Origin of the sequence: Bradyrhizobium prioriisuperbiae (genome assembly GCF_032397745.1) — a bacterium.
GTDB classification, from domain to species: Bacteria; Pseudomonadota; Alphaproteobacteria; order Rhizobiales; family Xanthobacteraceae; genus Bradyrhizobium_A; species Bradyrhizobium_A prioriisuperbiae.
Genome location: NZ_CP135921.1, coordinates 2,436,720 through 2,456,291, shown reverse-complemented (window position 1 = coordinate 2,456,291; position 19,572 = coordinate 2,436,720). Strand labels below are relative to the sequence as shown.

At 63.4% G+C, this 19,572-nt stretch carries 24 protein-coding genes; 18 read left to right on the top strand and 6 right to left on the bottom strand.

The window, feature by feature from the left end; genetic code table 11:
- Nucleotides 1–52: 52 nt before the first annotated feature.
- Entirely contained in the window at nucleotides 53–988 is a 936-nt protein-coding gene (locus RS897_RS11565; protein ID WP_315836689.1) for a LysR family transcriptional regulator, read from the top strand.
- Between the two features lie 137 nt (nucleotides 989–1,125).
- Here RS897_RS11565 and RS897_RS11560 read toward each other — a convergent pair whose 3' ends face one another.
- Nucleotides 1,126–2,100, bottom strand: a complete 975-nt coding sequence (locus RS897_RS11560) for an MBL fold metallo-hydrolase (protein ID WP_315836688.1) — start codon at nucleotides 2,098–2,100, stop codon at nucleotides 1,126–1,128.
- Nucleotides 2,101–2,193: 93 nt separating this feature from the next.
- On the opposite strand from RS897_RS11560, the gene RS897_RS11555 reads away from it, so the two are divergent.
- From RS897_RS11555 to RS897_RS11535, 5 genes are all read left to right on the top strand, one after another.
- The gene (locus RS897_RS11555; RefSeq protein ID WP_315836687.1) at nucleotides 2,194–2,544 is read left to right on the top strand and encodes a DUF6614 family protein; all 351 of its coding nucleotides are present in this window, start codon (nucleotides 2,194–2,196) and stop codon (nucleotides 2,542–2,544) included.
- A 312-nt stretch (nucleotides 2,545–2,856) separates the two neighbouring features.
- Nucleotides 2,857–4,392: a signal recognition particle protein gene (gene ffh / locus RS897_RS11550; RefSeq protein WP_315836686.1), complete on the top strand. Its 1,536-nt coding sequence runs from the start codon at nucleotides 2,857–2,859 to the stop codon at nucleotides 4,390–4,392.
- A gap of 45 nt (nucleotides 4,393–4,437) precedes the next feature.
- Nucleotides 4,438–4,755, top strand: a complete 318-nt coding sequence (rpsP, locus tag RS897_RS11545; protein WP_315836685.1) for a 30S ribosomal protein S16 — start codon at nucleotides 4,438–4,440, stop codon at nucleotides 4,753–4,755.
- 129 nt (nucleotides 4,756–4,884) lie between these two features.
- On the top strand, nucleotides 4,885–5,466 hold the full coding sequence (gene rimM / locus RS897_RS11540; RefSeq protein ID WP_315836684.1) for a ribosome maturation factor RimM: 582 nt from the start codon (nucleotides 4,885–4,887) through the stop codon (nucleotides 5,464–5,466).
- A 227-nt stretch (nucleotides 5,467–5,693) separates the two neighbouring features.
- Nucleotides 5,694–7,166: a 2Fe-2S iron-sulfur cluster-binding protein gene (locus RS897_RS11535; RefSeq protein ID WP_315836683.1), complete on the top strand. Its 1,473-nt coding sequence runs from the start codon at nucleotides 5,694–5,696 to the stop codon at nucleotides 7,164–7,166.
- 24 nt (nucleotides 7,167–7,190) lie between these two features.
- Here the strand turns inward: RS897_RS11535 and RS897_RS11530 are convergent, their stop codons facing one another.
- Nucleotides 7,191–7,892 carry a helix-turn-helix transcriptional regulator gene (locus RS897_RS11530; RefSeq protein WP_315836682.1) on the bottom strand — a complete coding sequence of 234 codons (702 nt, stop codon included), beginning with the start codon at nucleotides 7,890–7,892 and terminating at the stop codon, nucleotides 7,191–7,193.
- Between the two features lie 327 nt (nucleotides 7,893–8,219).
- Between RS897_RS11530 and RS897_RS11525 the strand changes: the two genes are divergently transcribed.
- Entirely contained in the window at nucleotides 8,220–8,621 is a 402-nt protein-coding gene (locus tag RS897_RS11525) for a LysR substrate-binding domain-containing protein (protein WP_315836681.1), read from the top strand.
- Between the two features lie 150 nt (nucleotides 8,622–8,771).
- Nucleotides 8,772–9,848 (top strand): histidinol-phosphate transaminase, encoded by a 1,077-nt coding sequence (gene hisC, locus RS897_RS11520; RefSeq protein ID WP_315836680.1) that lies wholly within the window; start codon nucleotides 8,772–8,774, stop codon nucleotides 9,846–9,848.
- Between the two features lie 32 nt (nucleotides 9,849–9,880).
- Here hisC and RS897_RS11515 read toward each other — a convergent pair whose 3' ends face one another.
- Nucleotides 9,881–10,792, bottom strand: a complete 912-nt coding sequence (locus RS897_RS11515) for a LysR substrate-binding domain-containing protein (protein WP_315838599.1) — start codon at nucleotides 10,790–10,792, stop codon at nucleotides 9,881–9,883.
- A gap of 222 nt (nucleotides 10,793–11,014) precedes the next feature.
- Between RS897_RS11515 and RS897_RS11510 the strand changes: the two genes are divergently transcribed.
- The 5 genes from RS897_RS11510 (at nucleotide 11,015) to RS897_RS11490 (ending at nucleotide 15,653) form a co-directional block, all read left to right on the top strand.
- On the top strand, nucleotides 11,015–12,208 hold the full coding sequence (locus RS897_RS11510; protein WP_315836679.1) for an MFS transporter: 1,194 nt from the start codon (nucleotides 11,015–11,017) through the stop codon (nucleotides 12,206–12,208).
- Nucleotides 12,209–12,240: 32 nt separating this feature from the next.
- Nucleotides 12,241–13,011 (top strand): tRNA (guanosine(37)-N1)-methyltransferase TrmD, encoded by a 771-nt coding sequence (gene trmD, locus RS897_RS11505; RefSeq protein WP_315836678.1) that lies wholly within the window; start codon nucleotides 12,241–12,243, stop codon nucleotides 13,009–13,011.
- 98 nt (nucleotides 13,012–13,109) lie between these two features.
- Nucleotides 13,110–13,493, top strand: coding sequence for a 50S ribosomal protein L19 (rplS, locus tag RS897_RS11500; protein ID WP_315836677.1), 384 nt, complete (start codon nucleotides 13,110–13,112; stop codon nucleotides 13,491–13,493).
- 329 nt (nucleotides 13,494–13,822) lie between these two features.
- Entirely contained in the window at nucleotides 13,823–15,247 is a 1,425-nt protein-coding gene (gene leuC, locus RS897_RS11495; protein ID WP_315836676.1) for a 3-isopropylmalate dehydratase large subunit, read from the top strand.
- 106 nt (nucleotides 15,248–15,353) lie between these two features.
- Nucleotides 15,354–15,653 (top strand): DUF1330 domain-containing protein, encoded by a 300-nt coding sequence (locus RS897_RS11490; RefSeq protein ID WP_315836675.1) that lies wholly within the window; start codon nucleotides 15,354–15,356, stop codon nucleotides 15,651–15,653.
- Between the two features lie 53 nt (nucleotides 15,654–15,706).
- Here RS897_RS11490 and RS897_RS11485 read toward each other — a convergent pair whose 3' ends face one another.
- Nucleotides 15,707–16,045: a hypothetical protein gene (locus RS897_RS11485; protein WP_315836674.1), complete on the bottom strand. Its 339-nt coding sequence runs from the start codon at nucleotides 16,043–16,045 to the stop codon at nucleotides 15,707–15,709.
- 62 nt (nucleotides 16,046–16,107) lie between these two features.
- Here RS897_RS11485 and RS897_RS11480 point away from each other — a divergent pair, with 62 nt between their 5' ends.
- From RS897_RS11480 to RS897_RS11470, 3 genes are all read left to right on the top strand, one after another.
- Nucleotides 16,108–16,242: a hypothetical protein gene (locus RS897_RS11480; protein WP_315836673.1), complete on the top strand. Its 135-nt coding sequence runs from the start codon at nucleotides 16,108–16,110 to the stop codon at nucleotides 16,240–16,242.
- A gap of 31 nt (nucleotides 16,243–16,273) precedes the next feature.
- Nucleotides 16,274–16,537, top strand: coding sequence for a hypothetical protein (locus tag RS897_RS11475; RefSeq protein ID WP_315836672.1), 264 nt, complete (start codon nucleotides 16,274–16,276; stop codon nucleotides 16,535–16,537).
- Between the two features lie 182 nt (nucleotides 16,538–16,719).
- Nucleotides 16,720–16,920, top strand: coding sequence for a hypothetical protein (locus RS897_RS11470; RefSeq protein WP_315836671.1), 201 nt, complete (start codon nucleotides 16,720–16,722; stop codon nucleotides 16,918–16,920).
- A 37-nt stretch (nucleotides 16,921–16,957) separates the two neighbouring features.
- Here RS897_RS11470 and RS897_RS11465 read toward each other — a convergent pair whose 3' ends face one another.
- Nucleotides 16,958–17,266, bottom strand: coding sequence for a hypothetical protein (locus RS897_RS11465; protein WP_315836670.1), 309 nt, complete (start codon nucleotides 17,264–17,266; stop codon nucleotides 16,958–16,960).
- A 138-nt stretch (nucleotides 17,267–17,404) separates the two neighbouring features.
- Between RS897_RS11465 and RS897_RS11460 the strand changes: the two genes are divergently transcribed.
- Together RS897_RS11460 and leuD are read left to right on the top strand one after the other, a co-directional pair.
- Nucleotides 17,405–17,839: a metallopeptidase family protein gene (locus RS897_RS11460; RefSeq protein ID WP_315836669.1), complete on the top strand. Its 435-nt coding sequence runs from the start codon at nucleotides 17,405–17,407 to the stop codon at nucleotides 17,837–17,839.
- A gap of 112 nt (nucleotides 17,840–17,951) precedes the next feature.
- Nucleotides 17,952–18,557 carry a 3-isopropylmalate dehydratase small subunit gene (gene leuD / locus RS897_RS11455; RefSeq protein WP_315836668.1) on the top strand — a complete coding sequence of 202 codons (606 nt, stop codon included), beginning with the start codon at nucleotides 17,952–17,954 and terminating at the stop codon, nucleotides 18,555–18,557.
- A 95-nt stretch (nucleotides 18,558–18,652) separates the two neighbouring features.
- Here the strand turns inward: leuD and RS897_RS11450 are convergent, their stop codons facing one another.
- Nucleotides 18,653–19,528: an HpcH/HpaI aldolase/citrate lyase family protein gene (locus tag RS897_RS11450; RefSeq protein WP_315836667.1), complete on the bottom strand. Its 876-nt coding sequence runs from the start codon at nucleotides 19,526–19,528 to the stop codon at nucleotides 18,653–18,655.
- Nucleotides 19,529–19,572 lie beyond the last annotated feature (44 nt).

The window sequence follows — 19,572 nt, the reverse complement described above, 5'->3', positions numbered from 1 at the left end:
TCGCCTTGTGCAGAATGACGACTGCTGAAACCATGCTTGTAGGGAGTGCAACATGAAGCACGTATCGCCCGCGATGAAGCACGTCACGCCTGCGCCGGTTCCACAACTCACCGAAACGGATCTGAGGCTGCTGCGGGTGTTTCGCGCCGTCGCGGAAGCCGGCGGACTGACCGCCGCGGAAACCCAGCTCGGCATGGAGCGCTCGACCATCAGCCGGCATCTGCTGGCGCTGGAAACACGACTGGGTGGCCGGCTCTGTTTTCGCGGTCCGTCGGGCTTCGAGCTGACCGATTTCGGTCGAAGGACTTTGCATGCCAGCATCGCGGCCTGCGATGCGCTGGACATGGTGCGTCACGAACTCAATCTGGCCCGAAACATTCTATCGGGCGAACTGAAGATCGGCATTGCCGACAATTGCCTGTCCAACCCGCGCTGCCAACTGGCCGAGACACTGACGCACTTTCGCGAAGCCGCGCCCGATGTCACGCTCAATATCTCGATCGGCCTGCCAAGCGCGCTGGTCGAGGACGTCCTGGAACGACGCCTGCACTTTGCCATCAGCGGTCAGCCCGCGAGCAACGGCAAGCTCGAATACACCTCGTTGTTTACGGAAGAATTCCGGCTGTATGCGGCAGCGGGACTACCGCTGGAGCTGGATGATTTGCACGACAGCGAGATTGTTCTGGTGACGCGCACAAACGACCGACGCACACAGAACCTGGCGAGACGCCTGCAGATCAAGCAGCATGCCGTCGCCTTTGGGCTGGAAGCCGTCGCAACGATGCTGGTCGGCGGCCGTTTCATCGGCTTTTTGCCGACGCATTACGTCGAGATGCTGGGGCCCATCCATCGTCTCCAGGAAGTCCGGGGGGCAGAGGCTTTCCGCTACACAACACAGTTCTCGCTGATATCAGCGATCGATCGGCCATTGCCGCCGAGCGGGCGGCTGCTGGCCAAACTGCTGACTCAGCCAAAGAAGCCGGGCTGAGCTCCGCGCGTCGCGTTTGCGCTGGGATCAGGTTCTAGAGCCTTTTCCGTTCTGGTTGAATCACAACAGAGGCTCTAGATTTTTGTTTTGACGCGTTTTCTTCACGCGAACCGGTATCCACTTCGCTCGAAAACGCTCTAGATCTCGAACACCTGTCCCGGCTTCAGCGCGACAAACGTGTTGCGCGCGACGCCGGCGGCATCAAGCGCGGTAGTGAGCCCCTGCGCGGGCTCGTCGATCGGCTCGTCGGTGAGCTGGAAGGTGCCATGATGATGCGCGAGTGCCTGCTGCGCACCGCAGTCGGACAATGCCTTCACCGCATCGTCCGGGTTCATGTGCTGGTCGCGCATGAACCAGCGCGGCTCGTAGGCGCCGATCGGCAGCAGCGCCAAACGCAACTCTCCGTGTTGTTCCCGCACCCGGCGGAAATGCGCGCCGGTGCCATAACCGGAATCGCCGACGGCATAGATTTTCCCGGCCGGTGTCTCCAGCACGAAGCTCGCCCACAGCGCCTTGTTGCGATCGAACAGGCCGCGCGCCGTCCAGTGCCGCGTCGCGACGAGATTCACCGCAACGCCACCGCCGAGATCGATGCGGTCGCCCCAGTCGAAGGCCTCAGCGCGAATCTTGCGGTCGAACGCCTGCATGGTCAGGTCGTTGCCGAGCGGGGTGATCACACGCGGTGAGAACTTCGTGGTGAGCCGTGACAGCGTCGCCAGATCGAGATGGTCGTAATGACCGTGCGACACCAGCACCACATCGATCGGCGGCAGCGCCTCAAACGCAATGCCGGGATCGTTGACGCGCTTGGGCCCCAGCAACTTGAACGGTGAGGCGCGCTGCGACCACACCGGATCGACCAGGATATTGAGTCCGCCGGCCTGGATCAGCCATGAGGCATGGCCGACAAACGAGAAGCGCGCCGCGGTGCCATTCACACGCTGCGGCGGCGTGTCGGCATAGGACGACGGCTGCCACGCCGGCCATTTCGCCGGCTTGCGGGTCCGCTGCCAGCGCCAGACATCGCCGAGCCGTTTCGGCGCGACGCCGTCGGGATCGAAAAAGTGCGTGCCGTTGAAATGATCGGAGACAGGGCCTTGGTAGGTCGGCATCAAGAGGTCCGGACAACTTCGAATGACGGAAATCGGGTGGAAGGCCCGGCGCGATAGCCATTACACTGGCACCCCAGCGAGATGGTGCCGACAATGAATATTTACAACGCCTGGTTCGACCTCAAGCCTGGCCTCAGCGACGTCGAATTCTGCGATCGGCTGGCCACCTATATGAACGGCCTCGCGGCCGAGGGCCTGTTGGCCGGCTGGCGGCTGATGCGCCGCAAGCTGGGGCTGAGCGCGGCCGATGTCGGCGAATTCCATCTGATGATGGAGTTCGAAACCCTCGATCAGTTCGACCGCGCGTTCCAGCGCGTCGGCTCCCGCCGCGACCCCATCGAAAGCCTGCATTTTGGCGTCAATTCCTCGGTCCAGAATGTGAAATTCGCGCTTTATCGCGATTTCCCGGATGACTTCCGGCACCGCGGAGACGAAAAATTCTAGTTTAATCAACCTGATAGCCGCTGGCCGGGTCGCCCTTGCCGGCCTTTTTCGGTTGACTTTGCCCCCTCCAGCGGCTTTAAGTCCGCCATCTTTCGGAAAGAGTTTCTTTTCGACCCGCCGCCCGGTCCCAGAGGCCGGAGGTCAACACCCGACAGCGCGATGCGCCCTCGGGTGTAAAGGTGTTTGGATTTAGACCCTCATCCTGAGGAGCCGCGAAGCGGCGTCTCGAAGGACGAGGCCACGGCAGAATAGCCACCCTTCGAGACGCATGCTGCGCATGCTCCTCAGGGTGAGGCAGCAGGAAGCGACGGCATGTTCGACAATCTGTCGGAAAAGCTTGGTGGCATTCTCGATCGGCTGACGCGGCGCGGTGCGCTGACCGAGGCCGACGTCGATGCGGCCATGCGCGAAGTGCGCCGCGCGCTGCTGGAAGCCGACGTCGCGCTGGACGTGGTGCGCGAGTTCACCGACAGGGTGCGTGAGCAGGCGATCGGCGCCACCGTGGTCAAGTCGGTGACGCCGGGCCAGATGGTGGTGAAGATCGTTCACGACCAGCTGATCCAGACACTGGGCTCCGACAGCCAGGTCATCGACCTCAATGCGCCGGCCCCGGTCGCGATCATGATGGTCGGCCTGCAGGGCTCCGGCAAAACCACCACCACCGCAAAGCTCGCCCGCCGTCTCACCACCCGCGACAAGCGTAAAGTTCTGATGGCCTCGCTCGACGTCCGCCGTCCGGCGGCGATGGAGCAATTGGCCGTGCTCGGTCGCGACGTCGGCGTCGACACGCTGCCGATCGTCGCGGGGCAGATGCCGCCGCAGATCGCCACCCGCGCCATCCAGGCCGCCAGGCTCGGCGGCTACGACGTGGTGCTGCTCGACACCGCCGGCCGCACGACCCTCGACGAAGAGATGATGAACGAGGCCGCGCAGGTCAAAGTTGCCGGACAGCCGCACGAAGTGCTGCTGGTCGCCGACTCGCTGACGGGCCAGGACGCGGTCAATGTCGCGCGCGCCTTCAATGAGCGTGTCGGCCTGACCGGCATCGTGCTGACCCGTGTGGACGGCGACGGCCGCGGCGGCGCGGCGCTGTCGATGCGCGCGGTCACCGGACGGCCGATCAAGCTGATCGGCACCGGCGAAAAGACCGATGCGCTGGAAGACTTCCATCCGGACCGCATCGCCGGCCGCATCCTCGGCATGGGCGACGTGGTGTCGCTGGTGGAAAAGGCCGCCGCTAATATCGACGCCGAGAAGGCCGCACGCGCCGCCGAGAAAATGCGCAAGGGCCAGTTCGACCTGGCCGATCTGCGCGAACAGCTTCTGCAGATGCAGAACATGGGTGGCCTCAGCGGCCTGATGGGCCTGATGCCCGGCATCGCGAAAATGAAGAACCAGCTCGCCGCCGCCAATCTCGATGAGAAGGTGGTGAAGCGTCAGGTCGCGATCATCGATTCGATGACTCGCGGCGAACGCAAGAACCCCGACATCCTCAAGGCCAGCCGCAAGAAGCGCATTGCCGCCGGCGCCGGCAGCAAGGTCGAGGAGGTCAACAAGCTCCTCAAGATGCACCGGAACATGGCCGACATGATGAAGGCCATGGGCAGCGGCAAGCGCGGCCCGATGGCGGGCCTTGCGCAGGCGATGGGTTTCGGCGGCGGCATGCCCTCGCCGGACCAGCTCAAGGCCATGGCCGAGAAAATGCCGGGCGGGTTGCCTCAGGGTATGCCGTCACTACCAAAGGATTTTCCGGGCGGCTCGCCGTCCGGACTGCCGGGCCTTCCAGGCCTCGGAAAGCCGACATTGCCGGGCCTCGGAGGTTTTCCGGGCTTCGGCAAGAAGAAATAACTCTCACACAGCAATTCACCGAACAGACATTCAAAGGAGAACATTATGTCCGTTGTGATCCGCCTCGCTCGTGCAGGCACCAAGAAGCGTCCGGTCTATCACGTCGTCGTCGCCGACTCCCGCTTTCCGCGCGACGGCCGCTTCATCGAGCGTCTCGGCCACTTCAATCCGCTGCTGCCGAAGGACAACGAAGCCCGCCTCAAGCTCGACCTTGAGAAGGTGAAGGCCTGGCTCGCCAAGGGCGCGCAGCCCTCCGACCGCGTGCTGCGTTTCCTCGATGCCGCCGGCATTGCCAAGCGCCCGGCGCGCAAGAACCCCGAGAAGGCGGTGCCGCGCAAGGAACGCAAGGCCGCCGCGGCCTAAGCTGGCTTGAGTTTTCGTCATGGCCGGGCTTGTCCCGGCCATCCCGATCATCGGCGCAGTGCCTCCCTATGCGGGGTTGCCGGGACAAGCCCGGCAACGACGACAAAGTGGGATACGCACGGGCTTTTCATGCGTATCCCAACGCCATCACAAGTTTCGCCGGACAAGCCATTGGCGCAGGACACCAAAATCTGCGTTGCGAAAATCGGCGCCGCGCATGGTGTGCGCGGCGAGGTGAAACTGTGGCCATTTACCGAAGATCCGCTCGCGGTGCTGCACTATGGGCCGCTGTCCACCAAGGACGGCGCGCGCCAGTTCGAAGTGACGCGCGCACGTGAGGCCAAGGGACATCTGGTTGCCGTGCTGAAAGGCGTCGCCAGCCGCGATGACGCCGAGCGCCTCAATGGCCTCGAACTCTATATCGCGCGCGACAAACTGCCCGCGACCGACGAGGACGAATATTACCATACCGACCTGATCGGATTGGCTGCGGAAACCACCGCTGGCGCACCCATCGGTCGTGTCACCGCCATCCACAATTTCGGTGCCGGCAACATCATCGAGATCGCGCCGCCGCAAGGCCCTACCCTGCTGCTGCCGTTCACCAACGCCGTAGTGCCGACCGTCGACCTCGCAGCAGGACGCGTCATCATTGAGCTGCCGCGGGAGATCGAGGGCGACAGCCCGGACGCGGCGGCGCCGTCAGCCTGAAGCGCCCTCTTCGCAAGAACACCTTGTTCGATGCCGGCGCCGCCGCGTGAGCGGAGTTTTGTGTGTCTGACCGAACATCGACATTTATAGTCAAACTATCGCCAGACAGCCCGGGGCGGCAGCCCTTATCATGCCGGAGATGTGAGGGCCGAAGACGCATGTCCTCGTGATTCGGAGAGCGATGATCGATGACGATCGATGACGAGAATCTACCCAGGGTCGCTGGCGTGCAGATCAGCAAGAAGCACGCTTTCAGCAAGCCGCCGGCCGATGTGATCCGGCTGATCGAGAACTTCGGGGTCGATGGCGACGCGCATGCCGGCGCGGCCGACCAGCATCTCTACCACATCAGGCGATTTGGCCATCGTCCGAACCTGCGGCAGGTCCACCTGATCCAGACAGAGCTGTTCGACGAGTTGTCCGGGAAGGGACACAGGGTTCGCCCCGGCGACCTCGGCGAGAACGTGTCGACGCGCAATATCGACCTGCTGGGTCTGCCGACCGGCACCCGTCTTCGGCTCGGTCCGGAGGCGGTGATCGAGCTAACCGGCCTGCGCAATCCGTGCCATCAGATCGAGACGTTTCAGCCCGGACTGCTGAAACATGTCGTGAAGCCGAAGCCGACCGGCCTTGTCCGCCGCGCGGGCGTCATGAGCATCGTCCTGAAAGGGGGCGACGTGCGGCCCGGCGATCCCATCGAGGTCGAGCTCCCGCCGCTGCCGCATGAACCGCTCATCTACCGGGTGCCGGAACTCGAGCTCCGAATCAGCACGATCCGCCGGGAGGCCGAAGGCATCCATTCGCTGGAACTTCGTGCTCTGGACGACGGCATCCTGCCGCCCTTCACCGCCGGATCGCATATCGACCTGCTCCTCGCGCCCAACCTCACAAGGAGCTACTCGCTGAGCAACGATCCGCAGCAGCGGGACCGCTATGTCGTTTCCGTCATGAAGGATCCGGGCAGCCGCGGCGGCTCCCGTCATGTCCATGAGGACCTTCGGGTCAGCGACCGCATCCGGATCAATCCGCCGCGCAACAACTTCAAGCTCGACGAAACCGCGCAGCACACGGTGCTGATCGCGGGAGGCATCGGCATCACGCCACTGATGGCGATGATCCACAGGCTGGGGAGCCAGGGCCTGAGCTGGCAACTTTTCTACGCTGCGAAAAATCGGGCCGCGGCGGCGTTTCTCGACGAACTGCAGCATCTGGAGAGCCTCCGGCCAGGGCGCGTCCGGTTGCATTTCGGCGCGGAAGCAAACGGGGCGCGGCTCGACCTCGCCGCAATCGTGTCGGCCGCGCCCGCGTTCTCGCACTTCTACTGTTGCGGCCCCCAACCCATGATCGCCGCTTTCGAGGAGGCGACCGTGGCGCTGCCGCGATCGCAGATCCATGTCGAGCATTTCGCAAGGAAGGGAGCGCCGGCGACTGCGGGCGGATTCGAGATCCGCCTTCACCGCTCCAAATTGACGCTCAAGGTGGGACGGGGAAGCACGATCCTGGAGACCCTGCTGGCCGCAAGGATCGACGTCCCGCATTCCTGCAAGGAGGGCGTCTGCGGATCGTGCAAGGTGCGGGTCCTCGAAGGCCTGCCGGATCATCGCGACCAGGTCTTGAGTCCGGACGAACACGCACGGAACGATCAGATGATCACGTGCTGCTCCGGCACGAAAACCCCATCGCTCGTGCTGGATCTGTGACAATGGATGGGAATGCTAGCAACCCTACCGATCCGCCCGCGGCACGCCACGAAATCGGCCGGGCGTAATTCCCATCGCGGAACGGAAGGCGTGGATGAAGGCCGAGGGCGTTTCGTATCCGAGATCCAGCGCCACCTGGCTGATGGGCGCGCCCGTCGCCAGCAGTCCGATCGCCGCGTGCATCTGGACCTGCTTGCGATAGTCCCGGAAACCCATCCCCGTCTCGGCGTCGAAGAGCCTCGCCAACGTTCTCTGGCTCGCTCCCAGCCTGCGGCCCCATTCCGCGAGAGTGGTGCTGTCGTCCGGCGTCGCGATCAGGGTGTCCGCTATCGCGCGCAACTTGGCATTGCGGGGGCGGGACAGCCGGAACGGCTCAGCCGGCGCCGCCCGGAACTGGTCGAAGAAGACGTTGATCAGCCGCGACTCGGGGGAGTCCGGCGAATATTCCGGCGACATGTCTGCTATGGTCCCGAGCAAGGTCATGATGAGCTCGTTCACGTTCACGACCCGACAACACGCGTCCGCCTCCTCGATGGCATCGGGATGAATGTTCGCGACCACCAGTGTGGCGCGGCCAAGCATGGCCGTCGAATGCTCGAAAGCCCTCGGGATCACGATCCCACGTTTCGGTGGCACGATCCAGAATGCGTCGGCCGAGGCGACCTTGAGGACCCCCTGCGTCGGGATGAGAAACTGCATATGATCGAGATGGCGATGCGGCACCACATAGGTCCGGCTCTCGTGGCTATCGACAAAAACGCGAATCGGCCGTTGCGGAGACGGCCCGCGTTGACCGAGTGACCGCGACGCCTTCCGGGTTTGGCTCCGCATGCATGTGCCCCTGACCATATCGCGGGGATTATTCTAGCTGCAGCTGTCGCCGATGACCACGGAGAGATGACCAGCGACGCTATCCGGACATTCAGATTCACGTCTACTCAACCGAGCGTCGGATGGACCTGGTCGAGGATGGCATCGATGTCGCCCTTCGCGTCGGCGCGATTGTTCACGAGGCGATGGTGGCGCGACGCGTGATGTTTTCGCAATGTTCTCGTGGCCAGCCCACGGCTGGTGAAACGCTTGGGCAAACCCGCACAGCCCGATGCGCTTCATCGTTTCCCATGCGCGGTGTGGGCGTCGCGCGGCGATGTCCCCACCCGGTGGGAATTGGGCGATCACGCGATCGAGCTCAAGCCCGTGCTGACCACCAACGACTATCATCACTTGTGCGATCTCGCCCTCGGTGGCTCCGTAGTCACGGAACTACCGCCCTTCCTGGCGGCCGCGCCAATCCGGGAGAAGCGTTTGATGCACCTGCTGCCGCAGCATCCGCTGCCCGAATGGTCCCTCAACCTGCTCTATCCGCCGCACCGTTACCAATCCACCATCGTCAGGACGTATCTGGATTTCTGCCAGAGCCATCTCCCGACAATTGTGCGGGCTTGCACGGTGTGAGCCGAGGCTGGTCTCAGCAGACAATCGTCAGATCACAAAAAGTTTTGCCGCATCCACCTTTGGATGTTTCTGCAGAGCTTCCCCGGCGTTAAAGAGACCATCGCGTTTCAACTTGTCGGCGGCCGTGCTGCCTTGAGATCTGGATAAAAAATGAGTCGCTTCTGGAGCAGCCTGACCCACGGCCTGAAGCCTTATGTGCCGGGCGAACAGCCTCGCATCGCGGATCTGGTCAAGCTCAACACCAACGAAAGCCCGGTTGGCCCTTCACCACGGGCGCTGGAGGCCATTCGCGGCGAAGCCACCGATACGCTGCGTCTGTATCCCGACCCACAGGCCACCGCGCTGCGGGCAGCCCTCGCCGCCTACCACCAGGTACGACCCGAACAAGTGTTCGTCGGCAACGGTTCGGACGAGGTGCTGGCCCATGTCTTCGCTGCCTTGCTGAAACATGATGCGCCGCTGCTTTTCCCTGATATCACCTACAGCTTCTACCCGGTCTATTGCCGCCTGTTCGGCATCACTCATGAAACCGTGCCACTCGATCGGTCCCTGCAGATTCGTGTTGCCGACTATCGCCGGCCGGCCGGCGCCCTCATCATTCCCAATCCGAATGCACCAACAGGGATCGCCCTATCACGTGCTGAGATCGTGACATTGCTGGAACAGCATCCTGACGCTCCCGTGGTGATCGACGAGGCCTATGTCGATTTCGGAGCGGAGACCGCAATTCCGCTCGTCGCCTCTTACCCAAATCTTCTGGTCGTTCAGACCATGTCGAAGTCCCGGGCGTTGGCCGGGCTGCGGGTTGGTTATGCGATCGGTGATGCCGACCTGATCGAAGCGCTCACCCGGGTGAAGGACAGCTTCAACTCCTATCCTCTCGGCCGTCCCGCCCAGGCCGGCGCCATCGCCGCCCTGGAGGACGAAGCCTATTTTCAGCAGTGCCGGGCTCTCGTGATCCAGGGACGGGAGCGGCTCAACCACGGACTGATCCGGCTTGGCTTCGACGTGCTGCCATCCGCCGCCAATTTCGTCTTCGCCCGTCATCCGACGCATGATGGCGCGGTGCTGGCGGCCACGCTACGCGAACGGGCCGTGATCGTCCGTCATTTTTCCGCGCCTCGCATCTCCGATTATCTGCGGATCACCGTGGGCACGGACAGCCAGATCGACCGGCTGCTGTTGGCCCTGTCGGACATCTTCAGCAAGCCCGCAGGGAGCGCTTGAGCTCCAGACCGCGCAGTACGGATCTGTCGCCTTCACATCTCCGGCTGTCCCTGCTGCGCCAACCAATCGCAGAACAAGAGAGACGGCGGATCGGCCTGATGCGCCTCGGGCAGGTAGGCGAAGTAACTTCGCGCGGGCAGGCTCGGGTGCGGAAACGGCGTCACGAGGCGGCCGGCCGCGAGATCGTCGGCCACCAGCGCCGTCGGCCCCATCGCCACGCCGAGCCCGTCGAGCGCCGCCTGGATGGTGAGATAGAAGTGGTCGAAGGTCAGCGCCGCCGCGGACTCCAGACCCGTTTGTCCCGCCAGGGTCAGCCAGTCGCGCCACAGCCGCGGCATCGACGTCACATGCAACAGCGTGTGGCGCGACAGATCCGCGATGTCGGTGAGCGGCAGGCTTGTCAGCAGCGCGGGAGCGCACACCGGCAACCGCCGCTCCGACAGCACCAGTCGCGAGACAAAGCCGTGGAACGCGTCCGGGCCTCCACGGATCACCACGTCGAAGGCCTCGGGCAGCGCATCCACCGGATCGTTCGACGTGGTCAGCCGCACCTCGATGTCGGGATGCATGGCGCGAAACAGCGCCATCCGCGGCATCAGCCAGCGCAGGCTGAATGTCGCCAGCGCATTGACGCGCAGCACCATGGCTGGCGATCTGCCCTGGCGCTCGATGTGATGACGCACGGCCGCCGCGATACGATCGAGCGCGGGACCCACCTCGGCCAGCAAGGTCGCGCCGCTCTCCGTCAGCACCACGCGCCGGGTGGAGCGCCGGAACAGCGCTGGCGCGCCGAGCCATTGCTCCAGCACGCGCACCTGCTGGCTGATCGCGCCGTGCGTGACACCGAGTTCGCCGGCCGCGTCCTTGAAGCTGCCGAGACGCGCAGCCGCCTCGAAGGCGCGGATGGCGTTGAGCGGCGGCAGGGTACGGCGTCGAGCAAGCATAGCCATTGTTAGATTCTCTAACCCATAGCCAGATTATTACTCATTTGTGACGGGGCAAAAAGCGGCTCATAGTGCCTTAAGAATCTTGGAGAATCTTAGCTTTATAACAAACATCAGGCGCCGGCCAACTCCAGCCGCAAAATCAGATTTTCTAGCTACTCGAAACGCCGAGGTGCGGCGTGAAGCCGGACGAGCGATCGGCGCCATGATCGGAGGACAATCTTGGATCAACTGACCGCAACGCCGATCCCGGACACCACGCATGGCAATCGCCGGCGTACGCTGGCAACCACCGGCGTCAATCATGCTCTCCATGACGGCTATACCGATCTGATCTATGTGCTGCTGCCGATCTGGCAGAACGAGTTCGCACTCGGCTACGGCGCCCTTGCGCTGATGCGGGCGCTCTACGCAGGCGCCATGGCCGGGCTGCAAATTCCCGCCGGGCGCCTCGCCGAGCGTATCGACGGCAAGATCGTGCTTGTGATCGGGACGGTGCTGTCGGCGCTTGGCTATGGTCTCGCCGGACTTTCCGGCAGCGCCATCGGACTCTGTCTCGCATTGCTGCTGTCCGGCGCCGGATCGAGCACACAGCACCCTCTTGCATCGGCTGCGGTGTCGCGCGCCTACGGCGCGGCCGCCAAGGGACCGCTCGGCATCTACAATTTCACCGGCGATCTGGGAAAGGCTGCGATCCCGGCGCTGCTGTCCTTGCTGCTGATCATCATGCCATGGCGCCACGCCTTGCTCGTGCTGGCGCTCGCCGGAACAGCAGTGGCGATCTACATCGCCGCCGCGATGCCGCCGATTGGAAAAACACGCGCAGGACGGCCAGTTGCCGCGGCATCGTCGACTGGGACAACCAACAGCGGCTTCACGCTGCTGTTCACCATCGGCATTCTCGACACCGCCGTCAGAATGGGGCTGCTGACGTTCCTGCCGTTTCTGCTGCAGGCAAAGGGCGCTTCGCTTCCGACCAGCGGCCTTGCGCTCACACTCGTTTTCATCGGCGGTGCCGCCGGCAAATTCGTATGCGGGTGGCTCGGCGAGCGGGTCGGCACATTGCGAACGATCCTGCTGACGGAAGGCGGCACCGCGGCGTGCATCCTTGCGGTTCTGGTGCTGCCTCTCGCAGGAACGATGATGCTGCTGCCGCTGCTCGGCGTGATGCTGAACGGCACCTCATCGGTGCTGTACGGCACCGTGCCGGAGCTTGCACCCGGTCGCACGGAGCGCGCTTTTGCTTTGTTCTACACCGGCACCATCGGCTCGGGCGCGATCGCCCCGATCCTTTATGGCGTGCTCGGCGATGCTCTGGGACCCACCGCGGCCACTATGGCGACAGCGATCACGGCCATGGCGATATGTCCTCTCGCCTTCATTCTTGCGCCACATCTGACCCGGGCGCGGGTTTGACCTCACGCACGCGGCAGGCCAGTTTGCCGGCCATGACGACCTCGATTCCAGACACTTCGCTTCCAGATCCGCCGGCCGCACCGTGGCAGGCCACTGTGCTGACCCTGTTTCCCGAGATGTTTCCGGGACCACTGGGCATCAGCCTCGCCGGCAGGGCGCTGGCGTCCGGGCTATGGGCCCTGACGGCGCGCGACATCCGTGATGCCGCAACGGATCGGCATCGGAGTGTCGACGACACGCCGGCCGGCGGCGGCCCGGGCATGGTGCTGCGGGCCGATGTCCTGGCACGCGCGATCGATGGGGTGGAGACGGCGGGCCCAAGGCTGCTGATGAGCCCGCGCGGCGCCCCCCTCACTCAGAGGCGGGTGGCGGAACTCGCTGCCGGGCCCGGCCCGCTGATAGTCTGCGGCCGATTTGAGGGCATTGACCAGCGGGTGATCGAGGCCAGGGGGCTGGAGGAGGTTTCCATCGGTGACTATGTCCTCTCCGGCGGTGAGATCGCCGCCATGGCCCTGATCGATGCCTGCGTGCGGCTGCTGCCGGGAGTGATGGGTCGACTAAGCTCTGGAGATGATGAGAGTTTTTCTCACGGACTACTGGAATACCCGCAATACACCCGCCCTCAGGAGTTCGAAGGGCGGACGATCCCCGAGATCTTACTGTCCGGGGATCACGCCAAGGTCGCCGCCTGGCGCCTGGCCGAGGCCGAGGCCCTGACCCAAGCCCGCCGGCCCGACTTGTGGGCCGCAAAAATCGCCACCCGCCCGGCCAAAAAGCCGCCAAAAAAGACGACGGAAGGGTGACAACCGGTCTGCTTTGCCGTATAGGAGCGCCCAATCCGCGCAGGATAGAAGGACGTTGCGCCCCGCCGACCGGGAGCGCCGCCGATGGAGATTTCACTATGAACCTTATTCAAGAGATCGACAAAGAGCAGCTCGACAAGCTGTCTGCCGGTCGCGATATCCCCGACTTCGGCCCGGGCGACACCGTCATCGTCAATGTGAAGGTGAAGGAAGGCGATCGTACCCGCGTGCAGGCCTATGAAGGCGTTTGCATCGGCCGTCAGGGCGGTGGCATCCACCAGAGCTTCACCGTCCGCAAGATTTCCTATGGCGAGGGCGTCGAGCGCGTGTTTCCGCTCTATTCGCCGATGATCGACTCCATCAAGGTGGTGCGTCACGGCAAGGTGCGTCGTGCCAAGCTGTATTATCTTCGCGGCCTGCGCGGCAAATCTGCCCGCATTGTCGAGAAGAAGCAGGAACGCCAGGCCGCCGTCGGCGAGTAATTTTTCTCCTCACGGAGAGTTTTACAAAAGCGCGGCCTTACGGGCCGCGCTTTTTTGTTGGGCGTGCATATGTGATCGTTCCGCCAAAGCATGGCTGCTTGATTGTGGCGGCCGGACACCGGTGATAGAAACGTAGAATGGTTCCAGACACCACCATAGCCAGCCTGCCGACGGAGCGGATCGTGCTCGACGATCACCGCCGCCTGCCCGGGCGATTCTATGGACGGTTCACAGCCTCGATCGCCGCGGGCCTTTGACGCTCGCGCCGCTGATGCCTGCGCCGGCGCTGCCGGTCGAACCCATTCAACGCTTATCGAGGGACTGATCCCATGTCCGCTAAATCAACGTCCGTTAAACCAACCACCCTGTACGACAAGATCTGGGCCGACCATCTGGTCGACGAGCAGCCCGACGGCACCTGCCTGCTCTATATCGACCGCCATCTGGTCCATGAGGTGACCTCGCCGCAGGCCTTCGAAGGCCTGCGCCTGACCGGGCGCAAGGTGCGAGCACCGGAGAAAACGCTCGCCGTTGTCGACCACAACGTGCCAACCACCGATCGCAGCAAGCCGAACCCGGATCCGGAGAGCGCCGAGCAGATCAAGACGCTGGCGGACAACGCCCGCGATTTCGGCGTCGAATATTATGACGAGTTCGACAAGCGCCAGGGCGTCGTCCACATCATTGGCCCCGAGCAAGGCTTCACCCTGCCCGGCACCACCATCGTGTGCGGCGACAGCCACACCTCGACCCATGGTGCATTCGGCGCGCTGGCCCACGGCATCGGCACCTCCGAGGTCGAGCACGTGCTGGCGACGCAGACACTGATCCAGAAGAAAGCCAAGAACATGCGCGTCACCGTCGACGGCGCATTGCCCGACGGCGTCACCGCCAAGGACATCATCCTCGCCATCATCGGCGAGATCGGCACCGCGGGCGGCACCGGCCATGTGCTGGAGTACGCCGGCGACGCAATCCGCGCGCTGTCGATGGAAGGCCGCATGACCGTCTGCAACATGTCGATCGAAGGTGGCGCCCGCGCCGGCCTGGTCGCTCCGGACGAGAAGGCCTACGAATTCCTGAAGGGACGTCCGAAGTCGCCGAAAGGCACCGACTGGGACGCCGCGATGCGTTACTGGGAGACGCTGCGCACGGATGAAGGTGCGCACTTCGACGCCGAACTGCGGCTCGACGCCGCGAAACTGCCGCCGATCGTCACCTGGGGCACCTCGCCCGAGGATGTGATCTCCGTCACTGGCATGGTGCCCAATCCCGAAGATATCGCCGACCTGACCAAGCGCGCCTCGAAGGAGCGCGCGCTGGCCTATATGGGCCTGGTCGCCGGCACCAAGATCACCGACATCAAGCTCGACCGCATCTTCATCGGCTCCTGCACCAATGGCCGCATCGAGGATCTGCGCGCGGCCGCCAAGGTGGTCGATGGCCGCACGGTCAACGGCCATGTCAGCGCGATGATCGTGCCGGGCTCCGGCCTGGTGAAGGAGCAGGCGGAAGCCGAAGGGCTCGACAAGATCTTCCTGAAGGCCGGCTTCGAATGGCGCGAACCGGGCTGCTCGATGTGCCTGGCGATGAACCCGGACAAGCTCGCGCCGGAAGAGCGTTGCGCCTCCACCTCGAACCGCAACTTCGAGGGCCGCCAGGGCTTCAAGGGCCGCACCCACCTGGTGTCGCCGGCGATGGCGGCAGCCGCGGCGATCGCCGGCCACTTCGTCGACATCCGCGACTGGCGCTGAGTTTCATCGCGGACATTGGGTCGGGTCGGATGTAGGATGGGTTGAGCGCAGCGAAACCCATCCTACCGGCTAACGACAGCACACGCAGGCAACGAGAGGGGTAATCATGACGGTGTATGTGATCGCCCAGCTCAAGATGACCGATCGCGCCGCCTATGATCGTTATCAGGCACGCTTCTTCGAGGTGTTCCGACAGTTCAGCGGGCGCCTGCTTGCGGCTGACGAACAGCCTGCGGTGCTCGAGGGTGATTGGGAGCGCGACAAGCTCGTGATGATGTCGTTTCCCGACGAGGCTTCGTTTCGCGCGTTTGAACAATCGCCCGGCTATCAGGAGATTTCCCGCGACCGCAAGGCCGGCGCGGAAGCCGTGGTGCTGCTGGTCAAGGGTTTCGCCCCCGTCTCATGACAATAGGCGCTTCAGAGAAGCGCCTGTTTGTTTGAGAGCGTCAACGCCTGACGTTACCAGCCGAACCCGAAGCCGAAACCATAGAACGGCACCACCGGACTGTAAGGCCGGTAATAATACGGGCGATAGTAATAGGGTCGGTAGGCCGGCCGATAATAACTGTAGCTCGGGCCGTGATAGCTGTAAGGCTGATAGTAGCTGTGGGGGCGGTAATGGCGATAGTGACGATGCCGCCGCCGCTGGGCGCTGACATCAGTCGCGCCCGTCTCGTTGAGGCGTGCATCATATCCAGATGACGACGTCGACGCCTTCGCGGATGCCGGTGCGACACCCGCGGTCGAGATGACGATCAACGCCGCGGCCGCCGTGATCGCTCCAATCAACGATCTCATCACAAGAAACTCCTTCTGCTGTTGGTCCACGCCTCCCATCCGCGCGAAATATTAGCGAGAGCATGAACCCCAAGGCCATCAGCGACCCAGCGGATCGCGACACTTGGTCACAGCATTTCGATCAAACCGTGGTGACACAGCAGGCCGTCGAAACACGCAAGGCTTCGATCGCGAGCTGCGCCGAAGCCTTGCATTGACGTGATTTCGCCGACGCTGCGATCAGCGCCAGTGGTGACGCCGGTGATGATGACGGCGCCAGTGATGGCGATGGTGCCAGTGATGGCGGCGTCCGTGATGGCGATGCCAGCGGACGTCCGTGGTGATTCCGAGATTTTCGGACGCGAATTTTGTGCTCGCTGCGGCGCCGGGATTCGCAAGCGAAAGCGCCTGCGCATGCTGGGTCGGAGCGGCAATGAACAACAAGCCTGCAACAGCGAGCAAGCCGAACATTTTTTTCATTTCTGGAGTCCTCCTGACAAGTGGGCGCCATAATAACGCCGACGCCGCAAATTGTTCCCAACTCAAGTTGCATCGGCATTGCAAAGGCTACGGCTCGCGACGTGAACGCGAAGTGAATGCGTGCATTGATCAGTTCGCGGTTCGCGTCCAGACCCGGCGAAACCGAAATCCGACTGCGACGTATCTTGTCGTGTTCGCGCAACTCGGGAGACCCGATGATGTCTCGCTTATCGATTGTCGCCGGAACTATCGCCGCGATCGGGGCCTGCTCGACAGCGGCTGTTGCTTCGCAAGGCCCGGGCACCATGCCCGGCACGGCAAGCGACTTCACTCAGATTGCCATGGCTGTCGTGGTCTATGGATCGTGTGCGGCAGTGGTCGCCGCCGGCCTGCTCGGCCCGCTATGGAAACATTAGCAACGTCGCGAAACACCCGCGCAGCCTGAGCCCGCGATCAGCCGCGCTGCCACCAGCAGCGCATGCGCGGCACGATGACGGTGCCGGCCTGCCGGTATTCCTGCTCATAATGGGCAACGCACTGGCGCGTGGCATTGGGACCGGGATAGTCGTACTCGCGGTAGACCCGCAACCGGGTGGGGCTGCGTCGGCGTCGGCTTTGCGCCGAAAGATCAGTCGGGCCCTGTTGCGCGACAACCGCACCCTCGCGCTTCATCGGCGATGCCTCGGCAGGCGCAAGTCCGGCCAGACCGATCGCGAGCGCAAGGGCGCCTGCAGTCCAAATCGCCGCTTTTGTGATCCGCATGTCGACGCCTTTACCCCGAAATAACCAAAACCCCTCAATCGGCGCCACGCTCTCCGATTAGCGCGCATCCGTCAACCGCCCAAGATCGCCTTCAAGATCGCCTTGGCCGGAGACCTTCAGGGCTCTATTGAAGGACCCATGACCGATACCCCATCCGACGTCTTATCCAGTGCCCCTTGGACCTCCGCCAAGGCGCCGTCGCTGGCCGAGTTCGAAATCATGGCGCGTGATGTGTTTGAGCGCTTGCCGGCCGATTTTCGCGCGCTGTGCGAGGGCCTGATCATCCAGATCGACGATTTCCCGACCGACGAGGTGCTGGACACCATGAAGGCCGAGAGCGAGTTCGACCTGCTCGGGCTGTTCCAGGGGGTCGGACTGCCGTTCCGCAGCGTCGACGAGGTGGCGCCGCTGCCCAACATGATCTGGCTGTACCGCCGCCCGATCCTGGATTACTGGGCGGATCACGACGAAACCCTCGGCCATATCGTCGGCCATGTGCTGATTCACGAAATCGGCCACCATTTCGGCCTGTCGGACGCCGACATGGAGGCGATCGAGGCCGAAATCCAGTGACCAGCCATTCCCATGACCAGCCATGCGATTTCGGCCTTTTACCCGAGGGCCAATCGCGATAAAAACTCAGCTCCACGGGCGAATTGCACGCCCCTGCTCAGGACAAACCAAGATGGACAAGTTCACGGTACTGGAAGGCGTCGCGGCGCCGCTGAAGATCATCAATGTCGATACCGACATGATCATTCCCAAGCAGTACCTCAAGACCATCAAGCGCACCGGCCTTGGCAAGGGGCTTTTCTCGGAGCAGCGCTACAAGGACGACGGCAGCGAGAATCCGGACTTCGTGCTGAACAAGCCGTCCTATCGCAACGCCAAGATCCTGGTGGCCGGCGACAATTTCGGCTGCGGCTCGAGCCGCGAACACGCGCCATGGGCGCTGGCCGATTTCGGCATCAAGTGCGTGATCTCGACCTCGTTCGGCGACATCTTCTACAACAACTGTTTCAAGAACGGCATCCTGCCGATCCGCGTCTCGCCGGAAGATCTTGAGAAGCTGTTCGACGACGCCGAACGCGGCGCCAACGCCACCATCACCGTCGACCTGGTGAAGCAGGAAATCCGCGGCCCCGACGGCGGCACGGTGACATTCGAGATCGATGCGTTCCGCAAGCACTGCCTGCTCAACGGCCTCGACGACATCGGCCTGACCATGGAAAAGAGCGCGTCGATCGCCAGCTTCGAAGCCAAGGAAAAGGTTTCGCGGCCCTGGCTGTGAACTGACGCTCAGAAGCTCGACATCACTGGCTATATTCTGCGTCCTGCCCGGCCTTGTGCCGGGCAGGACTGCAGAGAGTGCAGCAACGTGTTGGCCTACCCCATCGCCGCAATCGCATCGGCAATCGCAATGGTCCGCCTCGCGATATCAGCGTGCAGCCGCTCGACCATGCGGCCATCGAGCTGAATCGCTCCACGGCCGGCATTCTCCGGCAACTCGAACGCGGCGAGAATTCTCCGCGCCTGCGCAACCTCTTCGGCCGGCGGAGTGAAGGCGGCGTTGCAGGCGTCGATCTGGCTCGGATGGATCAGGGTCTTGCCGTCGAAGCCCATGTCGCGGCTTTGCGCGCATTCGGCGGCGAAGCCGGCCGCGTTGCTGAAATCGCTGTAGGGGCCGTCGAGAATTTCGAGGCCGTAGGCATGCGCGGCGAGAATGCAATTGATGTAGAACGGCAGCATGGTGGCGCGGCCCTCCACCATCCGGATCCGGGTCTCACGGGCGATATCATTCGGCCCCATCACGTAGCCGGCCAGCCGCACCTCGGCATGGCGGGCCTGGGTCGAGAGTTCCTCGACATGCAGGATCGCAAACGCCGTTTCGATCATCGCCCACACCTTGACCGACATCGGCGCGCCAAGATCGTTGAGCCGGTCGGAAATCGCCGCGAGATCGTCGACACTGGAGACCTTCGGCACCACGATGCCGTCGGGCAAAGCTTTGGCCGCCATCGCCAGGTCATCGACCCACCAGGGCGTATCGAGCGCGTTGATACGGATCAGCACCTCGCGCTTGCCGAAGCCGCCGGCCGCGATGGTCTGTGCGATCTGATCCCGCGCCACCGCCTTGGCGTCGGGGGCCACCGCATCCTCGAGGTCGAGGATGATGCCGTCCACCGGCAGGGTGCGGGCCTTTTCCAGGGCGCGCGGATTGGACCCGGGCATGAACAGCAGGCTGCGGCGGGGACGGATCATGAGGTCATTCCGGTCAATTGGCTGAGGCCTTGCGCGATAGCATT